This window comes from Pantoea sp. CCBC3-3-1 (assembly GCF_007981265.1).
Taxonomy (GTDB): domain Bacteria; phylum Pseudomonadota; class Gammaproteobacteria; order Enterobacterales; family Enterobacteriaceae; genus Erwinia.
The window spans coordinates 4329318-4349923 of the sequence record NZ_CP034363.1; the positions used below are offsets into that span (position 1 = coordinate 4329318).

Genomic DNA, 20606 nt, shown 5'->3' on the forward strand with positions numbered 1-20606 from the left:
TGTCAAAAACGATAATGACGCCTGGTGAAGCCAGCAGATTAGTTATTTTTTCAGTCATTTAGCCGTTTTCACTTCCGTTACCAGCAGAGGCATCTCCCAGCCGCCATCCTCACTCCTTGACCGCCACAGCACCGAGCGGCTTTTCGGGAAAGCTTTACCCTCCCATACCCACTGTTCTTCCGTCGCTGAGTTGCCCATGCTGCTGACCATAAAGTAGCTTGAAATGACGCCATCCTGATACTTATAGCCAGCGTTAGTGACCGCTACGGGATCCCCTTTGAGCTGTTTATCAATTATCCAGTAGCCATGCCCTTCGTTATAAGCACCGCTCCAGCACAGCGTGGAAATTAAGGCGTGATGGTCATCAAGCGGAGTCAGCGTAAATTCGTCTTTATCGATTTCTCCATTGATATTTTCCTGGCCGGGATACGTCATACGCTCGCAATCCATATCCTCGTTCAGCGTGGCGAGCAGGCGTGGCCTGAGCGCAGCGACTTCTGATTTGCTCAGGATGCGAGGCTGAGCCTGGCTGACTTTTGCTGCCTGAATCACGGGTTGGAAGATGGCCTTAGCGACGCTGCTTTCCGGTTTATCACCCGTTTTCGTCCAGGCTCCCGGTGTGCCGATACGGCCTTGTACATCATCCACTTTCAGCATGGTGGCATAAGCGCCATCGTTTGAGAGCGTAAATGAGGATTCGCCGCCTTTAAATTCGACGTTGCCGTTCCCTTTTACTGCACTAATAAGTGCCAGTGTTTGCGGCTGAGATAACCGCCAGACACCGTTTTCAGCTGCGGTGAGATCGCCTGCTGACTTGCCGTTAATCCATATCGTTAATTTATTTACGGTGGAATCGTCCCGCAGGTCGTTTTTTTCCAGCATCACTTCACCGGTGGGAACAGTGTCCCTGCCAGCCTGTCGGGTAAGCAGAACCGAGCTGTCCATTTCCCGATCCCTTTCGAAACCCAGAGTACGGCAGGTCAGGGTGTTGTCGCAGGCGACTTCCCAGTTTTTATGATAGAAGTAGGTACCGCTTTCTCTGGCTATTGCCGGTGCGCTTAACGCAGCCAGTATCAGGAAAGCTGTTTTGATCGGTATATTCACTTCGCGGCTCCTGCCAGTTAAAAATGTCATTTTTATATTTCAGCTGCGGGATTCGCTGCTTTGACTGTTTTTGTAACCCGCACCAGCGAAGGTGCGGGCTGTTATAATGATTATTCGTCGTCGTTCCCGTAATATTGTACCGGGTATCGATGACCATCAATTTTAAGATCGCGCCAGGGTTTTAACGCCGTCCCGGGCACTTCCTCACGAATACTTTTTTCAATGTTCGGATCTTTATCCCGCAAGGACAGGCTTCCTGTTTGACGCCAGCCTTCTTCACCGGTTTTGTAGATAACGATCTCCTGCTGATTACGGTTATAGAGCAGCACTTCCAGCGACCCATCGTTATTGAGATCCTGCATCCAGAGCAGACAGGTATCCTTATCCACCATGCAGGTAGCAAGGGAATGATCGAGATAATTTGCCTGAGATTGCCACCAGCTTTCTGGCGGCGCTTCACTGCCTGTTCGTAATGGGATACTGCGTTGCAGTTCGCCGACATCCGCTTGCTGATACGTTTTACCCGTTTTTTCCGCCAGGAGCTGTACCAGCATTTGCTTTTGATCAGCAGGAGAATAGAGCCATTGCGGATGCTGGTTTACTGTCTGTAACGCCTGCATCCCCCGACGGCCCGCAGTGCTGAATGAGTAAATATCCATCTCGCTCGCTTTTGCTGTGCCTTGCTTAAAGCGCGCCAGCTGGTTTTTTATCTCAATACGATAAGGATCGGCCACCGGAGTATGAAGCAGGAAGCAGCCAAGTGCTGTTAAACCCAGCATCAAAGCGGTATACGTCTTCATGCTGCCCGCGCCCTGAGACCAGGCACGGCGCTGGAACCACACAAGCAGCAGCGAACCGATAAAAGCGATCAGGGCTATTGCAACGCCATAGACCCGCTCTACCGTCCAGCCATATTCATTAATCCGTATCCATAATGCCCAGCCAGCCAGCGCGGCCAGCAGTGGAGTAAGAAATTGCGCTATCAGCACGATACGCCCCATACCACGCCGCCAGAACGATGCGCTGAGCGCCCTTTTATCAACGACGGCGCTAAATACCAGCATCATCAGCGTTATGGTAAGCAATATTGTTGCCGCTGAAAGCGCATGCGGGAGGCCCGCCAGGCCGGTTAACGGCAGGCAGGCCAGAAACAACAGTGATACGATAGCATGCAAGGGTAACAGCGCGCTGGCCGCCAGAGTTACCAGTTGACGGTACACGCTGACCGGACTCGCCATGCCTTTGCAATATCCAATGCTGGCAGCCATTACCATGCCGGTTGCCATTGGGGCAAAAAAGACATTATTAAAAAACAGCCAGTCAAAAAACGTAATGCCAATTGCGCTGAACAGTTTGCTCCAGATTAACAGCACCAGCCAGAACAGCAGGGTTATAATGCCGGTCATACCCAGAGTAAACGTATTGCGCCACAGCGCATCGGCTATATCTACGCTCATTTGTACTTTGCCTTCGCTCTCTTCTGACTTATTGCAGAAAGCCTGAACGGCAGGCATCAACATGCTGAGCATAAAAATGACGGCACAGATATTTCTAAAGTTGAACTCGCCTTGCGGAAGAGTCGGAAAGTTCCAGCGCAGCCACCCTGTCATTAGCGCGATAACAGGCAGTACTGCCAACGCGCACAGCCAGGGCTTTATTGCGCCCGGTCGCGTAAGAGTAAAAGCCAGCACGCTGGCCGCGCCGAGAGAAAGCGGCGGCAGATAAACTGCATAGCGCTCATGCAGGCTAAGGCCATCCGGCAAAGCCCAAAGCAGCCCCGCGAATAGCCCAATAATGATAATCATCCAGCGGGTACTTACTGGTAAAACGCCTTTTGGCAACATAGCGGTTCCTTGCTGTTTAGCTAAAAAAAAGATTATTATTCACCCTCAAAGATATCACCATTTTTCTTTTGATAGTATTTATGCTCTGTCGTATAACTGACAATACCCGTTGTTGACTTGTTAATTATCAACAGGATGTTTTTATCCAAACACCTCTCATTTTCTTTTTCGCTATCAAAACAATACATTTCATTATAAAAAAAATTAAGAAATGAACTCTCTGGCTCTCTAAATTTCTTGTAACCATTACCATAATCCCAAAACGTTACGGTATAAGTCCCATAACTTTTATCTTCTTTAGGGAAACCATACGATTCAAACAGCGTATTTTTATTATCAAGCCACCAGTCAATCTTCCCTTTATCCGTCAACGGGAAATTTTTCACAATAACGTTACTGGTATCATTCTGAGTGAACACATCGATTATCTCAGGCTGACGGATGGCCAGCCGCAATCCCATAATAGCCATTATCATAGCAACGATAAAAAACAGAAAAATAGCAATCCATTTCCTAATCATTTTTACTCCATTTAATTTCCACTCGCGCTTCCAGATTGGTAAAAAAAGGCTTAAAACCAAACCTGTCATATCTCTGAAGCAAAAACCATATACGGAAGAAATGAAACTGGTTAAATTTCGCCTTCATAATATCATCATTATCCAGGCCAAAATGGTCCTGAATTTTATAGTTTATAACTGCCTGAAACGCATCTTTCTCAATTTTTAGTGAGGAGACAGTAATATGGGTTGCCCAGGTATCATGTATAGTAATTCCCATACCATTGAAATTATCCTGAAACCTGCAAAATTTAGGAAGAATACTGGTTTTTACCGCATCAATTAAAGTGTGCTTTCTTGCATTATCAAAACAGCATAAATTCCAGTCAATGTTAGAGGCTAGTGCCTGTTTAAGTCGCAGAAAAGAGCTGTACTTTTTAGATTTATCATCAAGTATTTGCTCCTTTAAAGCGCTGTCCAACAAAGGATCTCTGAATGCCTGGCCTTCACCTTCCTGCAGGTGAGTAATCATCTTTTCGATAAGATGCTTATAGGGACCGTAAGCGGCAAAAGGTCGCGACAGGCTTCTAAACTCATCAAACAAAACTCTGGCACATTCCTGCTGAGTGATTTTTTCCCCCTGCCCATGCATACCGTAAAACCGCGACTGTGGTTGATTGAAGGGGGTGATTTTAGTCAGTTTGTAAGGATCGGCTCTGGTGGATATATCAACCAGGTGAAATTTTCTTTTCAGTTCGTTCTCAGATAAGTCACCACAGCGCATATCGCTGGCGCTGCTATCATCCATTTTCTTTTGGCTTTTAAATACGGTAAAGGGGAATTGCAGAGCTGCCATAGTATCGCTTCCTTGCGTATAAAGATTCATTCAAATTGCACATATAACGTTCAATCATACGCTGCTAAAACAGCCTGTAAATACCCTTATTCTTCTGAAGGTAATTTAAGATTTTTGCCCGATTTAGTCATCGCTTGAGTCTTCATTCAGCCTTAAGCCTCTAACAAATGAACGTTACAGGCTTCGACCAGCGCCCGATGCAGCTGACCAACAGAGAGATCGCGAATGACTGGCCGGGGAATGCCTCGGATCCAGTCGAACAATCGGCAGATCCCCAGCAGGTCCAGACCTTCGCTGTTAAAAAGATACTCGTTTTCTTTAAGAGAAAATATTGTACTGAAACTCTGTTCTGTTGAGCAAAAATCGACTCTGAAGATTTTCTCTGCCGCTTCTATAAGCTCCACGCCATCATCGCCGGTAATACCGAGATCGGCTTCCAGCAAGGTCTGTTCATGGACAGAAGCAAGCGGCGCTTTCGAGAACTGATGTACAAAAATGATTACCTGAGAAAGTGAAGGATCCATTTATTTTCTGGGCAAGATATTACGACATTTACGAATAGTATATTTTCCACTTATGAATTTGAAGAAAAAATTGAATGTAAGCATTTTCATTAATATTAGGAAAAAATAAACCTTTTCTTTACACAGGATTTTTCATGCGTGATAACTCTCTCCGGCATTAATTTTTTCTGGAAATTATTACTCGTCTTTATACAACCATCAGCCAGACGGCTTCCCTCCATGTTTGTTTTAAAAAATAGCTTTCACCAGGCAACCCGCCGGTAACGTCGCTGCGAGCTTTTTCAGTTTACAAATAGCGGTTTTTGTTATGTGATCCTGTTACGTTGATTTTTACGAGCCGTCTCACAAAACAGGATCCTGCATGCGTTTTTATCAGGCCGATCCCCGCCTTGAAAACTACTGGCGCGGCGTTATTCTTTTTGGCAAAAACGTCGCCTCTTACAAGTTTGCCCTCGCCCACGCGCTGTATGACCTGAAGCAGCCGGATAACGACCTCATTACGCTGGAAACACTGGCTGCGCCTTTTGCACGCCATCTGTGTGCGCATCTGAAGCAGGCACCGAAACAGATCACCAGTAAGAGCAGCCAGTTCCTTGATGCATGCAGGCGGTTTAATGAAGATGAAATCTCTGAAGATGAGTTGATTACCCTCACTGCGAAGCGCGGTTTTGCAAACGTGATTGACGCCTTTCATAACGTGAACAGCGCCGAAATCGACAAGCGCTTTTTCCTGGATGAACGCAAAACGCATAAAGGGATTCGGCTGACGGATAATTTTTACACGCTAACCGAACAGGAACAGTTTCCCAATCTGATTCAGGAAACCGACGCCAGATGGCGACTGGTCGAAGAAGCGTGGGCCATGAACGTCTCCAGCCAGCTGATTGCAGTGGAATACGATGCAAACGACAAGATGTTATTCAGCCGTCAGAGTAACCGACGTATTACCATTACCAGCTGTCGAAGCAGCCTGAACGGCTATCAGAAAGGCCACTGCTTCTACTGCTTCCGCGCGGTTAGCGTAGTAGCGGGCGCGACGGATCTCGCCGACGTGGATCACTTTCTGCCTCTCACGCTTAGTGCTCAAATCAGCAACCTTAACGGCGTATGGAACCTGGTGCTGGCCTGCCAGAGCTGTAATCGTGGCGCTCAGGGAAAGTTCACCCGTATTCCAACCACAACGCTGTTGCAACGCCTGCACGATCGCAACGAATATTTTATTAACAGTCATTTACCGCTGCGGGAGACGCTGATCCGTCAGACGGGCAACACGCCGGAACAGCGGCAACATTATCTACAGCAAAGCTGGAACACCGCAAAGTTTACGCTGTTACATGAATGGCAGCCCGACGCTCAGGGAGACAGTGTTTTCTGATGAATGAAGACTACTACCAACGACATGCTCAGCGCTTTTACGCTGATACGGTAGACGTAGATATGTCTGCGCTTTATCAACGTTTTTTGGCGCACCTGGAGCCCGGCGCACGCATTCTGGATGCCGGTTGCGGCTCAGGGCGGGATACCAAAGCTTTCAGCGCAATGGGCTATGAGGTGGATGCTTTTGATGCTTCTGCGGAACTGGTTGAGCTGGCTCGTCAGCTATGCGGTAAACCGGTTGCACTGATGCGTTTTCAGGACGTTACCGAGCTTGAGAAATACGACGGCATCTGGTGCTGTGCTTCCCTGCTGCATGTTCCTGAAGCTGAGTTGCCCGGCGTGATGGCATCGCTGGCGAACGCGTTGAAGCCTGGCGGCGTGTGGTATCTCTCTTTTAAATATGGCAACGGCGAGCGGGAAAAGGATGGGCGGACGTTTACCGATCTGGATGAGATCGGTTTAAAGGCATTGGTTGCCGGGCTGAGTAACGAAGGTGGCAGTAATACTGAACGGGGCGATAATAAAGCGGATGAAGGCATCAATGCGATTACGATCGCTGATATCTGGAAAACCGGGGATTTAAGGCCTGGACGTGGTAGCGAGGTTTGGTTAAATGGGATATTGCTAAAAGGAAGCAAATGAGTTTGTGGAAGTAAATAGTTTAATTTAAATAGCATCCCTGCCTGTATTTCATGGCATGAAAGCACTTTCATTGATTGCATTTAATTTTGCGAGCCATCATTCATTTTCTAAATCTGCATTAATATAAAGATAGGATACGGCATGCAGCTGGATATAATAACAGGGTAATTTAATCGCGGCGTGAATGTGCGGGAACACATTCACACCGCTGACCACAACAACTATCGGAGCTAGTTATTATGGCTGAACAGGATTGTAGTGCAGAAACAGATCTGAAAGAAGTGCCGGGCCACGCAGCGCGCCGGATAAAAGTGAGCTATGCGAGCACCTTCCCAGATTATGAGCGGATCCCTTCGCTGATTATGAAAGGAAAATGGCTTGAGGCCGCTGGGTTTAGTACCGGTACAGCCGTCGATGTGCGGGTGATGGACGGATGCCTGGTGATCACCAGCCGTGCTCCTGAGCCGGAAGAACCCGAGCTGATGAAGTCGCTACGGCAGGTTTGTAAGCTCTCTGCACGCAAACAGCGGCAGGTTCAGGAGTTTATTGGGGTTGTTGGCGGTAAGCGGATTTGAGGTGTGGCTGGCCCGCCCTTACCGTCACCATGGGCAGGCCGCCCCTTTTTGCATATTGATGAGTAATAAAAATTCAGCCACCTTGTGAGCCGTACGTGGGGTTACTCAAAGTAACTTGGCGCATTGCGGGCATTGCCTATAGTTAGTAAAGGATCCTTGTTGATGCAATGCGCCTCTACAGGCATGTCTTTAAAACAAAGTAAGTCAGCATCCTCTTCTCTTTCACCATCTCTATGATATCCATCACCGAACCCCTGAACGTAAATGGCATAGTAGCCTTCTTCATCTGGCCGCGGGATATCATATCTATTCTTTATCATTTCTTTATTACTCTCCCACCAGGCAATCTGCTTGTTTTTAAAAATCGGGAAGTTCTTAACTAATATTGTATTACCATCATGTACAGCAATGATCTCTACGGGTCTTGATGTATGCCATGCAGCGCAAACGCAGATAATAATGATAAGCATTATAACAAAGTGCTTAATCATCACTTTCCCCAGGGGTTTTATATTCCTTACCATTAATTGAAAAAAACGGCTTTTTCTTATTAATCCTCTGGATAGTCATAACTTTTTCTTTTTCAATGCAGTTCTTTTTGGTTTCCATGTCAGTAAAACAGAGCCTGTCATATTTCCCCTCCTCTTTATAGCCATCACCAAAATCCCAAAAGATGATAGTGTAACTCCCATAGGAGGCGGGCTTAGGAATACCATATTGGGTCTTTAGCAAACTTTTATTTTTTAGCCACCAGTTAATTTTACCGTTGTCCGTAATTGGAAAATTTCTAACCAGAACAGAGCTGTAATTGCCATCCTGATGAACGGCAATGATTTCGACCGGGCGTAGCGATAACCAAAGGAGTGCTGCCAACAGGACACCGCCTGCTGTTAACGATGTGAGCAGGATTTTTTTATTTATTATCATTTTTGCGCTCTCCGATAATCTCTATTGTGGCTTCCATATTGGTCATAAAAGGTTTAAATGCGAATTGTTCATAACGCTGAAGAACAAACCAGATACGAAAAAAACGAAACTGATTAAACTTGAATTTCAAAATATCATTACCATCAAGACCAAAGTGGTCCTGTATCTTGTAATGTACAATTGCAGAGTATGAATCCTTATCAAATTTAAGCGATTTTATAGTGATATGAGTTGCCCAGGTATCGTGAACCGTTATACCCATACCGTTATAATTATCCTGAAACCTGTCAAATTTTGGCAATTTACAAAAGGTGATAGCTTTTACCAGCTCATCCTTCTTGTTATCCGGATAAAATCCATTTTTCCAGTCGATGTGGTAGTCAAATACTTTCTTTAAAAGCAAGCGTGAACTATTTTCTTTAGAATTATCGTTATTTATCTGTTCTTTTAATGCCTGATTAAGATACTGACTTCTGAACGCCGTACCCTTATTATCATGCATATGAGCGATCATTTTTTCTATTAGGATTTTATAAGGACCACTGGCAGCGAACGGCTGAGACAGATGACGAAGTTCATCAAAGAGGATTCTGATACATTCCTTTTTAGTGATCTTTTCACCCTGCCCATGCATACCGTAAAACCTCGATTGCGGCTGGTTAAAAGGGGTGATTTTTGTCAGCGTATAAGGATTGGCTCTGGCAGAAACATCGACTAAGTGAAGTTTTCTTTTAAGGTCTGCTTCGGACAGGTCACCACAACGCATATCACTGGCATCGTAATCATCCATATGTCTTTGGCTTTTGAATACAGTAAAAGGGTATTTTAGAGCTGTCATGTCTCGCTTCCTTGTGTGTAGAGATCCATTTCATTTGTACAGATAACGCTCAATCATACGCTGCTAAAATGCGCTGTAAATGCCCGATTTGCAGAGGATAGGAATTAGGAATATTGCCCGGGTGCCAGGTTGCTGGGGGCGTGCCTGAAGGACGGCGGCATCGTAGATAAGGCAGACATTTTCAGCGACCAGTTTACTTTCACGCTCTGACGAGATCATTATCTGCTGCTATTTGCTGCGTCAGATATTAAACTTTCATTAACAGAGACTGAGTTCGCGATCCCCGGCAGCAACACCAATTCGTTTAGCAAGCGGCAGCGCTTTAATTGCGAAATTCAGTTGTGTAATGTAGTGGTCAACTAAAATAGATCTATCGTTCTGAAACCATGACCACATACTTCAACCTTCGTGGATTTGCCCCTATATAGCCAGACGCTTTTTCTCTTTTACGGTTGCGATAACTCCCTGCGCATATAGTTCCGTGGTGAGCGATATCTCAGCGCACTGTGCGGATGGTGTTCGTTGTAATGGCTGAACGCTAACGGCAGTTGCTGTCCGAAGCGCTTTACCACCGTACCCGGCATCACATCCTGCACGGTTTCTTTGTCATAGCCACCTGTGCCCGCTACCCAGTCAATAATTTCACGGACACAGCATTCCTGGGCAAAGGTCACGCGTAACTTTCCCCCGTTGTTGCAGCGGAACTCAAAGCCATCTGAGCACCAGCAGCGGTTGTTCTCACTGACCGCCACGCGTCCTTACGCTGAAGAGCCGCTGGCTTACGTACCCGAAGCAGATGATGTCCGCGCATGACCGGTATTCGTGTTTCGCGTTAACCACCAGCAGCGCATCCTGCTCTGACTGGGTTGAACCTGGTTCAAAGACTACCTCTTATTGTAAGAGAGTTGCAGTGTCTGGTAATCTAATGAGCTAGTCTAAAATGACACTAATAATAAATAAGATCATGAATTATATAATTAAAATATATTCGTCAGACCGATGAAAACTAAAAAGTATAAATTTTATTTTTTTATTTTCTGGTTTAAGATGGAACTATTAACTAACAACCTTGCATAGGATGTGCGAATTTATGAGCTGGATTTTTCAACAGAGTACGGGGCGTCTGTCCCGCAATGGAAAACTGGTGGCAACAGGGTATGCTGGTAAAGATTCTGGGAAAAACAATCCCGCCATGCAGTTTACTCCAGATATCGGCCCCTTGCCGAGAGGACGATATACCATCACTGGACATCCCTTTCATCACCCGCACACAGGTAACTACTCAATGCGCCTTCAGCCTGCATCTACTAATGTCATGTTTGGTCGTGCCGGGTTTCTGATTCATGGTGACAGTGCTGCACATCCGGGAAGTGCCTCGAACGGATGCATTGTCATGCCGCTCAATATCCGTCAAGCCATCTGGGCCAGCGGTGATCGACAGGTTGAGGTCATTCAATGAAAAAGATTTTACTACCATTACTGTTGGTGGTATCAGCATCTGCCACCGCCAAGATGCCAGACTGTTATTCCTGGCCCATGAGCATGGCTGAAGTATGGTTAAAAAATGAAAAGATAGTTGATGTCACTCTGCTTGATGAACAGAAAACTGTCGTTAGGTTACTTGCCAGCGAACCAAAAAAAGGTGGCGTTTTTACTCAGATTTATCATTTCACCTTTAATGACAAAAGCGGTAAATCTTACGATGTGATCACACAAAGTGATGCAACCCGTGAGGAATGTTCAGCCAGCGAGGTGAATGTTTATCAGGTTAGTAAAACAACTATAAATCATGATGAATGAGCATCAGGTAATAAAGTTACTGACCCGCTCCCCGTATGTGATCCATTCATAATCAGGAATAACCGGCTTCAGTCTGGCTGCATATTCTGGCAACCGGCAGATTTTTTGGCGAATTCGGAGGGGGTCATCCAGCCCAGTGCAGAATGGGGACGACTCTGGTTATAGTGTATGCGCCAGGCCTCAATTTTGCACCGTGCATCCTCCTGGGACATGAACCAGTTCTCGTTCAGACATTCCTGCCGAAGCCTGCCGTTGAAGGACTCTACCGTCGCATTATCCGTCGGTGTGCCCGGCCGTGAGAAGTCAATGCGGATACCCCTTTCATATACCCACCTGTCCAGCATTTTACCTGCAAATTCAGAACCATTATCAGTTTTCAGCAACTGTGGTAAAGGACGCCTGAGCGCTATGCTGTTCAGCATTTCTACCACTTCTGTTGAACGCAAATTCTGCCCCACGCAGATCCCCAGGCACTCGCGGGTGTACAGGTCGATAACCGTCAGCAGGCGCAGTCTGCGCCCGTCAAACAGAGCATCAGAAACAAAATCCATGCCCCAGACGTGATTCGGATACAGGCCCTGAGGCTGCGGTTGCCTGCGCTGAGCGGATTTGTTGCGGCGTGGCCGTTTGAGGCGCAGCGACAAACCCTGTTCACAGTAGAGACGGTATATCCGTTTGTGATTATCGCGCCAGCCCTCACGCCGGAGCATCACGTGTACCCGGCGATATCCGTAGTGAACTCGCGTTTCGGTGATCTCACGGATTCGCAGGCGCAGCGCGCTGTCATCGGCAGCAACTGAACGATACCTGAACGAGTTGAGGCTGAGCCGTAGCGCAAAACAGATCTGTCTTTCGCTGGCACCGTATCTGGCCTGTAAATCCCTGACCCATTCGCGCAGGCGTGCCAGCGTCAGTTCTTTTTTGCCAGCACGTCCTGCAACATGGCTTTGTCGAGGCTGAGGTCGGCAACCAGCCTCTTCAGCCGCAGGTTTTCCTCTTCCAATTGGCGTATATGTTTCAGTTCAGATGGGGAAATTCCGCCGTATTTCTTACGCCACGTGTAAAACGTGGCATCGGAGATACCCAGCTTGCGGCAAACGTCCGGCACAGACGTCCCCCGCTCCGCCTGCTTCAGGGCAAAGACAATCTGCTCTTCGGTGAATCGTGACTTTTTCATTGGCACCACCTCCGTTCAGGGGAGTATTTATTATGCCGGAACTCTGTTTCTGAATGGAGCAGGATTTCGGGTCAGGGTCACAGTATCCCAAAGGGTCTCTTCGAAGCCTTTGCCAACTTTCTTGGTTGGTGATTTAGCCATGTAATACGTTCTCTTTTTTATGAAAACCAAATAGAACTCGGCTCTTTGGAGTCTAATCCCTGATAAATGGAAACTCCACCATGGGTTAATTTCTAAGCGGAAATCTAACAATGTATGCACAGTTATTGTGGCTGGGATTATCTCATAAAATCAGCCTAACTTAATTCCTCCGGCGCCAAAATAGGTACAAGTTTGAGGCTTCCGCCATTGAGCGGGAAACTTACCATTGCTACCGTTTTGCACTCAAAACCTGGTTAAACTCTTCAACCGAGACATCGCCTTTAGCACAGAGCATATCGCGCGCCAGCGCCCGCCGTTTCTGCAGTAACGCATCCAATGTTTCTTCAAAGGTAGGTATTGACGCATCTCTTACCGTTGGGTAGTACACATAGACGTCTTTTGTCTGCCCAATACGGTATGCACGGTCCGTTGCCTGATCTTCTTTTGCCGGGTTCCAGCAACGTGTGAAATGAATTACATGGTTTGCTTTTTGTACGTTAACACCAAATCCAACCGCTACCGTTGACAGGATAATCACCCCGAATCCGGGCTGTGCCTGGAAAAGGTCGATAAGTTTCTGTCTGTTGTTAGCACTCGAACTCTTTGTGCTTGTGTCGCCATTGATTACATAAGGCATAAAACCAAAGCGATCGTGAATCGCTTTCTTCAGTGCTCTTTGAAGTTCTCTTAGTTCGGAGAAGATAATAACTTTGTCTTCGCCTTTTTTGTGGATCTTTTCCAGCGTGCGCATTAGCCATTCAAGCTTCGGCGAATGAGCTTCTAACCGACTGTCCGGCTTCACACTGTAAGGGTGTGCACAAATCAATTTAAGCCTGTGCAATAACCCCAGCATCCCCATGCCGGGCTGGGCCAACTCTTCCTGAATTTTCTGTTGATCTTTATAAGCTGCAACAGAAGAAATATAGAGATCCCGCTGTAGCGGTATCATGTTCAGATTCTTACAGTTTACATCTTCAAGTTTCAGGGGCAGATCTTTTGCCACGTCTTCTTTCGTGCGTCGTAAAGTCTGTCCTTCGATAAGGTCACGTAGCTTTTCAAGCGCTTTACTGTCGCGCTGCTGCGCTCCTTCTATAGGCCGGAGATAGTTCTTACCAAAGTCATTCAGTGCACCGAGCAAACCAGGTTGGGCAAAATCAAACAGGCTCCAGAGATCAACCAGCGTATTTTCAACCGGGGTTCCCGTACAGGCAACTTTGAACTGCGCAGGGACAGCATTGGCAGCATGTGTTATCAGTGCGGCCGGATTTTTTATTTTTTGTGCTTCATCACAAACCATAATTGACCACTGCTGACGAGCGAGGGAAAATTCCTGATCGCGCAAGGTCTCGTAGGTTGTTAAAACGATTTTGGCATCGCCTACCCACCCCGGACGCAGGAGATTTTTTATTCCTTGTGCTTTCAATTCGACCGGAATTTCATCCTTATGGAACTTAACGTCTCTGACCGTTTCGCCATAGAGTTTAAGGACTTCCACGCCGTCGGTATGGAAAAAGTTATTGAGTTCTCTTTCCCAGTTGTCCAGTAATGACACTGGTGCAACAATCATTGTCGGTAAACCATCAGGATTTTTTTCGATATACCACATCAAAAAAGTCAAAATCTGTAGGGTCTTACCCAATCCCATGTCATCAGCAAGCAGGCAGCCTGAAACCTCATCAGGTGCCCGCAAGAAAAGTTGCTGCAGCCACGCCACGCCCTGGCATTGATGCTCACGGAGTTGAATATGCCCTCTAAGCAGCACGGGCAAGACAGGCTCTGCTGCTCTTGCATCCAGTAGCGCTTTACGCCTCTGCCTGATATAGGCCGCATGTTCAATATTTTGCTCAATCAACAATACGGCTCGCTTGTTATCTTCCGCGCTTACTTTTCCTCTGTCAGGATCCTGCTCCGTGACCTTTTTTTTCCAGTCATTCAATAATTTTTTCGCATCGTCTACAGGTAAAAGATGTTCATTCCACGGCATAGCTACGCTGTCATCCTGCTGTTTTTCAGCAGTTTCAATACGGTTGTCGAGATCTGATAGCTGTTCCTCACTCTCTCGATCCCAACCGTCGAAAAAATCCGCGCCGAGTAACGACTCTGCAATTTCATCAGGCAGCCAGTTTTCGCTCTCGCTTTTAACCAGATAAGGAGAAGAGATTTTTTGAAATTCACCTATGCCGATGACCCGATCGCCATATTTATTAATATCCAATACATCATCGAATTCCACACCAGCGACTTCTTGCTGCCAGCATAAAAGCAGATCCTGATACCTCTGCAACTGCTCCAGCGTTAATTGACTCAGCTCTAATTCGAAGCCTTGCCAAATCCCAGCAGGTAGTCCTGATGCCAGTTTTACAGAGAGTTCCTGTATAAATTTTGCAAACTCAAAAGGCTTCACCAGCGAGAAAGTAACAGCTTCCTGAGGTGTGGCCGTAACGGGTTCCAGTGTGAGAGAAATCGCGCAGATACGGCCAATTTCAGGATCCAATACCGCTTCAACATAGAAACGATGAAAGAAAATATGCGCATCGTGCAATGCTTTTTCATGCTGTTCAGGTGGAACAACGCCTGCAGCCTCTTCACCAATAAACGTGTAAGGATTTCGGACAAAAGAGATCGCATCATCACCTGCAACACGCCTTCCCTTAATCGAATGAACCGAAGAAAGGACTTCTTTTACCTCTGGCGAAATAATGACATGGCTGAGCGATCCATCTTTACCGAGAACGCGATATTGATCCTGCACACGCTGACTACTGTCAAACGTGTTTAGCCACTGATCGGGTTGATCCTCAAATGAAGGTTCAATTTCAATTACCGGCGTGTCGTGAACCATCGCCTTCCGCAGCTTTAATTGTAACGACTCCGGCTTTACAACAATGGTTTTTGCAAGATAGTGGTCCAGCTCTGCATTTGCTTTTTTAGCCAGGCGACGAATTTTCGCCCAGCCAAGCTGGTTAGTTTTTTCACCTGGCCTTTGAGCCTGCTCATCGCGAAATTGCTGAAGAGCCGATAGCAGTTGCCAGTTTGCCTTTGTAAGTAATTGCGCGCCTGCGGCATCACTGATGAACGCACCGGTTCTTTTGAAATCAACAGAATAGCCAGAATCCGCTGTCCGCCACTCACGAATATAGATGCTGAAATCGTCGTCACTCAATCCTCCCTGGCCAGCCAGGCAGATTTTTAGAGGTTTAAAATCTGGCACACCTAACAGGGGAAGACTGGTTTGATGATCCTCATCTTCAGCTAAACGATATAATTCATCCCATGTGAGTAACCAACGGTCGGTAAGCTCAGCAACATAATCCTCTTCGACTAACTGTTCCATGTAAGCCACTAAAGGCCATAAAGCATCCTCATCGGCCAGCGTGAACGTAAAAGAGAGCCCGGCATCTTCCGCATGATACCTGTGGCTTACCACTTGTTCAGAGGAGCCTGAATTTATGAATTTGCTGAGCAAACGTTTTAGCATTACCTACTCCAGAAGGTCAGCGGATCGCCGTGTTTTTGTTTAAAACCAAGCCTGATAAGTTTGGCTATGTCATCAGAGTTGCTGATCGCCAAACGTATATGCAAAGCGCCGCCCATACCACGCTTATCGCTTACCGTTGCTTTCAATCCTTTCAGCAGCTGTTGAATATCTTGTTCACGCTGATTTATGGGAACCTTGTTTACAGATATATCAGCTTTGCTGGTGTCAGGTAATACATCACTATCAGGTGAAAGATATGTAATACCTAAATCACGCAGCGCATCTTCGTACGATAACATCCAGCCGGTCAGGTGATGATCTTTATAACCCAGTGCCGTAGGGGCGTGACGATACTTAACATCGCCAGATTTCAGCTCACTTAGCTGCAGGTCGTTTTTCTCAGGATCAAATGGCGCAGAGGAAATTTTATAGGCATACATTGCATTTCCGGTACGCGAAAACTCTACAAACAGATAGTCACCAATTTGCATAATCACGGCGTTATCAGCGCTCGTGCCACCATAGAGATTACTCAGGCGTCCCTTATTTTTTTCGCGGAATGCAATAAAATCAGAATGCTTGTCATTACGGGCATCTTGCCCCATAACGATTCTGGTAAACCCCATCTGGTTGGCGAAGCGTAACCAGTAAAACAAGCGAGCATGATCTACTTCTTTACTCCCTTTTAGCAGCTGGAAGAAGTGAGTCAGATCCTCTTTTGCCAACCAGCTGCGTACCATTCCGCAGATTTTTTCGCTGGTTTCCGGGTCTTTCAGGTGATTAAGCCAGAGATTCTGTTTACTGCGAAGCTGCGGACTTCCCCAGTTTTCTAAAGCCATCTGCTTGAGCTGTGCATGCGGAGTACTTCTGAAGGATGAGCGATAATATCGGGTTAAACATGCCCGTAAGATAGTATTTCTGTATCTCTCTCGCTGTTGCGCGAGAGACAAAAGATTAGGTAAGCGTTCTTTAAATCCGTCATCATCTAAGCCTGCTACTTTAGCTAGTAAGACTACAAAAGCCCGATACCATAGCCAGCTTAAATCAGGTACCTGAGCCACATTTTCCAGTGCTGAAAAATCTACCAGCTCGCCTGCGCTCATTTTTTCTGCCAGTAGGCTCCCTGCTTCAGATGTAAACAGATCGCTGAATTCATCAATGACTGCCATCCAGCGTTTTTCTCTACGCACCTGACTCTTAATCATCATGTAGCTGATACGAAGCTGATCGCGTAGAGAACACCAGTTATCATTTTCTTCCGGTTTTTTTACGTGGTAACCGAAATAGCTACTACATAAAAACTTCCACTCTCTTCTCTTGAGTTTTTTATTATCAATGCGGCGCTGTATTTCCTGCTGAACTACGCCATAGAGTAAATCATCCTCCAGTAACACTGGGAATGCTGCATCCGGATCTTTGTCCGCTAATCCGGCAAAAATAAGCTGCCAGTGATACCTGTCCCTGGCTTTCACTTTTTTCTGGCGAAGAGCCCTTATCGCCATAAGACGTTTTTCAAGCGGGGGAACCATAGTTCTTTCGCTTATTACCATATTTGCGGCCAGATGTTCTTCAGCGGCTTTCAACCGGGGAAACTCGCCAAAGCCTGTACTTTCTTCACCTGTGTGGCGTTTTACAGTTGCCGCAATTTCCGTTGTCAGCCGGGATAGAGCAGTCATCATAATGACATCTCCAACTGACACTTCTCCGTATTCGGCGTGACTGCACCTTCAATATCAACGGCCGCTTTTTCGTGTTCATCTTTTAAGCCAAAAAACTGCATTCGTAGTTCAACACGGCGGCTCGCCTCTTTACTCTCTTTGGCATTATTAAATGAGACGCCACCAGCCAGAAATAGCTTACGGATTTGCTCTTGCTGCAATGCGGTGATTTGCTGCTGTAGTGAACTGCGGCTATCTAACAAACTACACATTACCCATTCTGAACGCTGCAGCGAAAGATGCAGGTTGTACAAATAGGAACCATCTGTATCGGTAAAACCCTCAATGACTATTTGCTTAAACCACTTTTTTCCTTCTTCGCTGTTAGCGGCATCAAGCACAAGAGGCACCACATCCTGCAGCGCCTTCTGACCATTGGCGTTAAGAAAAAAGCGGTTATGGTCAAACCGACCAGCCTCACCAAAGCTGATACGGTTATCACGACAATCCACAACGATATTCCGGTTCGTTTCTTTCGCATGCAGCTCCAGGCGTTCACAAAGACGAGTGATATCTTGCCCACGGAGTTTTTCACCCTGCTCTACGCGCTGAATACGCTGGGTCACCGAGCTGAGCGATGCCACCATCACGACTAAAAATAAAACCATCATTGCCGTCATCAGGTCAGCATAAGAGATCCAAAAAGGTTTCTCAGCTTCGTCTGAACGACGGCCTTTAATACGAAAAGAATGACCGAACATGACTCAGCTTCCTTTATGCCGGCACTTTAGAAAGAACTTCTTCCAGGGTTTCAATACTTTCCCCCAGCTCATCAATACCGCTACCTAAGCGCTTAACAGCAGTATCCAGATTCGCGTCTAACGCTCCTAAAGTAGTATCAAGGCTGGTTTTCATGCCGTCAGAGAATTGATTAAATCCGTTTGCCAACACCTGGCCTGAGCTTTCCAGGAACTCCCTAGCCTCACGATTGTAATCATGCAGGCTTTCACTGTGCTGTTTAAGTTCTTTAAGAAACTGACTGCGTGCAGCAAGCTCTGCCTGAGCGTTAGCAACAACGCCTTCAAGCAGCGAGATAGATTTAGCCACTGCCTCACGATTATTGCGGTAATCGGCAACAACGGAACTCAATTCATGGCTTGCCATGCTCAGCTCACTGCCTGCACTTTGCGCCTTGTTAAGTACATCTGCGGTAAGGTTATTGGCTTCTTTTACTTTATCGCCAGCGGTCTCAAAACGATCCGCCGCCACCCGCATCTTATCGGCTCCGGTATGCATATCCTGCAGATGAGTAGTAGTTTGCTCTGCCAGCCTGCGCAAAGTGTTTTCTGAGGCTTCTCGCTGTTCGTTTAATGCAATTAGCAGAGCTTTTATCTGTTCGTCGAACCCAGAAACTATCTGTTGAGTTTCCTGATGCAAGGATGCCTGCGTGTCCTGCTGATGACTGGTCAGTTGTTTCTGTCCTTGCTCAAGTTGCGTAAACATTGAGCCGAGCTGCTCACCCAGCGTTTCTACTGATGCCGCCATTTTTTGCATCGTTTCGTGCTGGCCCTGCTCGGAGGTTTGCTGGATAGAAGCGATAAATTCTTTCATTTGATCGGCCATCGCTTTTTCACGCGCTTCACTGTCAGCAAACATTTTTTCAAGCTGTCTCGCCATACGCTCGCCTGCACCTTCTCCTTCAGCACCAATTTTGGCTACCGAAGACTGCAGGCTTGCAAGCATCTCGCTCATCCCTGATTGTATTGCCACCTGACCAGATTTCATTTCATTGATCAACTGAGCTATCAGTTCTGTACTTCCCTGCTTGGTTTCCTCGCTGGCACTACGCATATCCTGTAATAAGCTGGAGAAACCAGACTGCATAGCCTCAATAGCACTAACGGATTGTCCCATCATTACGTGCATATCTTCAAATTGTTTACCAAAGGTATTATCAAGACGTGTCATGAATGCGCTTAGCATATCTTGCAATACGGTCGCAGCCTGTCCGGTCTGCTCTCCGCTGGCCGTTTGTACCGCACCAGCTATTTTATCTAAAGGTGATTTGAGGCTATTTTCGATAGCCCCACCGATCTGTTCTGCCATTATCTGGCCACTGTCACGATAGGTTGAAGAAAGCGTTTGAGCCAGCTTTTCATTTTCTGTTGCCTGACTTGCAACCAGGTTTTGCAACATCTCGCGGAGATCAGTCACCAGGCTATCTTTTAATTGCTTCGCTTGCGTGGCACTTTCGTTACCTGATTTAACTAGCTCTGCCAGATACTCCTCGCCGACGCCGCTTTCGAATAATTGATCGATAGCCGCTGCCAATTTTTCAAGGTTTTTATAGCATTTAGCAATAAGAAATTTTTCAAGCCAGGTAACTGCGATGGATGCAGTGATAGCAAAAAATGATCCCAGAAAAGCATAAAGAACATCACGCAGTAGTGCAGCTACGCTGCTTGTAACCTGTTCAGGTGTGCTGGGATCAAAATGATATAAACCAATCATTAAACCATAAAAGGTGCCAATAATCCCTACGCCAGTCAAAATGCCAGGCAGATGTTTGATAAACTCCGTGCTTAGCGGAATATCAACTAACTGCTGCTCAGTAAAATAAGCGGCGGCGGGCGCAGTTGCTCGAATATTTTTTAGTTTCAGCTCACCATCGATCACATCCCTTTGCTTATGAAGCGATTTAGAGAACTCACTCCATGCATGCTCCATTGCAGTTTTGGTAAATAGGTCGCTTAATTTTCTCAGCTTAGTTTCAGGAGCATCTTCCTTCCAGGTTGAGATATCATCCTTCTGCTTATTTATCTTACGAGAAATTTTTATAGCTTTAACAACATAAAGCCAGACGAAAAAAACAGAGAACAAGACAATAATACCACCAACCGTCAGCGGGACCCGGTAAGGTTGCACTGACGTTAACATAGTTAATAATAAGTCAATCACATGCATTTTTTTCTCTCTGAATAAAGTAATAAGGATTTATCAACGTCTGGCTATGAATTTTTATAGTTGCTTATACGGCGACTAATAATTTGAATTTTTAAAAAAACAATTTTTAGCGCCAGAGAAAATAAGAAAAATCAGGTAGGCGTGAAACATGGCTGGGTCGGCTGACTTTGTAACCATTTTAGGGATAGTGAAAAAGTCAAA

18 protein-coding genes and 1 pseudogene are annotated in these 20606 nt (G+C 46.3%); 5 read left to right on the forward strand and 14 right to left on the reverse strand.

The genetic code is table 11. The features are described from left to right. Positions 1-54 precede the first annotated feature (54 nt). The 5 genes from EHV07_RS20225 to EHV07_RS20245 all read right to left on the reverse strand — a co-directional run bounded on the left by EHV07_RS20225 (position 55) and on the right by EHV07_RS20245 (position 4828). A complete protein-coding gene (locus tag EHV07_RS20225) occupies positions 55-1104 on the reverse strand; it encodes a DUF1176 domain-containing protein (RefSeq protein ID WP_254446280.1) in 1050 nt (349 codons plus the stop codon). Positions 1105-1214: 110 nt separating this feature from the next. Further along, positions 1215-2948, reverse strand: a complete 1734-nt coding sequence (locus tag EHV07_RS20230) for a DUF4153 domain-containing protein (RefSeq protein WP_147199931.1) — start codon at positions 2946-2948, stop codon at positions 1215-1217. Between the two features lie 35 nt (positions 2949-2983). Next, positions 2984-3469 carry a DUF943 family protein gene (locus EHV07_RS20235; RefSeq protein WP_168199653.1) on the reverse strand — a complete coding sequence of 162 codons (486 nt, stop codon included), beginning with the start codon at positions 3467-3469 and terminating at the stop codon, positions 2984-2986. After that, a complete protein-coding gene (locus EHV07_RS20240) occupies positions 3462-4304 on the reverse strand; it encodes a YPO3983 family protein (RefSeq protein ID WP_147199933.1) in 843 nt (280 codons plus the stop codon). Before EHV07_RS20240 ends, EHV07_RS20235 begins: the two co-directional genes overlap by 8 nt. 152 nt (positions 4305-4456) lie before the next feature. After that, positions 4457-4828: a hypothetical protein gene (locus EHV07_RS20245; RefSeq protein ID WP_147199934.1), complete on the reverse strand. Its 372-nt coding sequence runs from the start codon at positions 4826-4828 to the stop codon at positions 4457-4459. Positions 4829-5189: 361 nt separating this feature from the next. Here EHV07_RS20245 and EHV07_RS20250 point away from each other — a divergent pair, with 361 nt between their 5' ends. The 3 genes from EHV07_RS20250 (at position 5190) to symE (ending at position 7422) form a co-directional block, all read left to right on the forward strand. Beyond that, positions 5190-6203 (forward strand): HNH endonuclease domain-containing protein, encoded by a 1014-nt coding sequence (locus EHV07_RS20250; protein ID WP_147199935.1) that lies wholly within the window; start codon positions 5190-5192, stop codon positions 6201-6203. Further along, a complete protein-coding gene (locus EHV07_RS20255; protein WP_147199936.1) occupies positions 6203-6847 on the forward strand; it encodes a bifunctional 2-polyprenyl-6-hydroxyphenol methylase/3-demethylubiquinol 3-O-methyltransferase UbiG in 645 nt (214 codons plus the stop codon). The genes EHV07_RS20250 and EHV07_RS20255 overlap by 1 nt, the downstream gene beginning before the upstream one ends. A gap of 239 nt (positions 6848-7086) precedes the next feature. After that, positions 7087-7422, forward strand: a complete 336-nt coding sequence (symE, locus tag EHV07_RS20260) for an endoribonuclease SymE (protein WP_147199937.1) — start codon at positions 7087-7089, stop codon at positions 7420-7422. A gap of 101 nt (positions 7423-7523) precedes the next feature. Here symE and EHV07_RS20265 read toward each other — a convergent pair whose 3' ends face one another. The 4 genes and pseudogenes from EHV07_RS20265 to EHV07_RS24985 form a co-directional block, all read right to left on the reverse strand. Beyond that, positions 7524-7913, reverse strand: a complete 390-nt coding sequence (locus EHV07_RS20265) for a DUF943 family protein (RefSeq protein ID WP_147199938.1) — start codon at positions 7911-7913, stop codon at positions 7524-7526. Continuing rightward, positions 7906-8349: a DUF943 family protein gene (locus tag EHV07_RS20270; RefSeq protein ID WP_147199939.1), complete on the reverse strand. Its 444-nt coding sequence runs from the start codon at positions 8347-8349 to the stop codon at positions 7906-7908. Before EHV07_RS20270 ends, EHV07_RS20265 begins: the two co-directional genes overlap by 8 nt. Continuing rightward, positions 8336-9187 carry a YPO3983 family protein gene (locus EHV07_RS20275; RefSeq protein ID WP_147199940.1) on the reverse strand — a complete coding sequence of 284 codons (852 nt, stop codon included), beginning with the start codon at positions 9185-9187 and terminating at the stop codon, positions 8336-8338. The genes EHV07_RS20270 and EHV07_RS20275 overlap by 14 nt, the downstream gene beginning before the upstream one ends. Positions 9188-9633: 446 nt before the next feature. Continuing rightward, positions 9634-10051: pseudogene (locus tag EHV07_RS24985) on the reverse strand (IS3 family transposase); the annotation flags it as partial. A 226-nt stretch (positions 10052-10277) separates the two neighbouring features. Here EHV07_RS24985 and EHV07_RS20285 point away from each other — a divergent pair. Continuing rightward, positions 10278-10646 carry a tlde1 domain-containing protein gene (locus EHV07_RS20285; protein ID WP_147199942.1) on the forward strand — a complete coding sequence of 123 codons (369 nt, stop codon included), beginning with the start codon at positions 10278-10280 and terminating at the stop codon, positions 10644-10646. After that, positions 10643-10987 carry a hypothetical protein gene (locus EHV07_RS20290; protein ID WP_147199943.1) on the forward strand — a complete coding sequence of 115 codons (345 nt, stop codon included), beginning with the start codon at positions 10643-10645 and terminating at the stop codon, positions 10985-10987. Before EHV07_RS20285 ends, EHV07_RS20290 begins: the two co-directional genes overlap by 4 nt. A 68-nt stretch (positions 10988-11055) precedes the next feature. On the opposite strand, the gene EHV07_RS20295 is transcribed toward EHV07_RS20290, so the two are convergent. The 5 genes from EHV07_RS20295 to zorA1 form a co-directional block, all read right to left on the reverse strand. After that, positions 11056-12164 (reverse strand): IS3 family transposase gene (locus EHV07_RS20295; protein WP_371419655.1). Its coding sequence is split into 2 segments (ribosomal slippage): positions 11056-11903 and positions 11903-12164, totalling 1110 coding nucleotides; the frame shifts between segments, so codons are not numbered across the junction. A gap of 370 nt (positions 12165-12534) precedes the next feature. Beyond that, a complete protein-coding gene (gene zorD, locus EHV07_RS20300; RefSeq protein ID WP_147199945.1) occupies positions 12535-15783 on the reverse strand; it encodes a type I Zorya anti-phage system protein ZorD in 3249 nt (1082 codons plus the stop codon). Then, positions 15783-17462, reverse strand: a complete 1680-nt coding sequence (gene zorC / locus EHV07_RS20305) for a type I Zorya anti-phage system protein ZorC (RefSeq protein ID WP_147199946.1) — start codon at positions 17460-17462, stop codon at positions 15783-15785. The genes zorD and zorC overlap by 1 nt, the downstream gene beginning before the upstream one ends. Then, the gene (gene zorB1 / locus EHV07_RS20310) at positions 17459-18202 is read right to left on the reverse strand and encodes a type I Zorya anti-phage system protein ZorB1 (protein WP_147199947.1); all 744 of its coding nucleotides are present in this window, start codon (positions 18200-18202) and stop codon (positions 17459-17461) included. The genes zorC and zorB1 overlap by 4 nt, the downstream gene beginning before the upstream one ends. 13 nt (positions 18203-18215) lie before the next feature. Then, positions 18216-20405: a type I Zorya anti-phage system protein ZorA1 gene (gene zorA1 / locus EHV07_RS20315; protein ID WP_147199948.1), complete on the reverse strand. Its 2190-nt coding sequence runs from the start codon at positions 20403-20405 to the stop codon at positions 18216-18218. Positions 20406-20606: the final 201 nt, after the last annotated feature.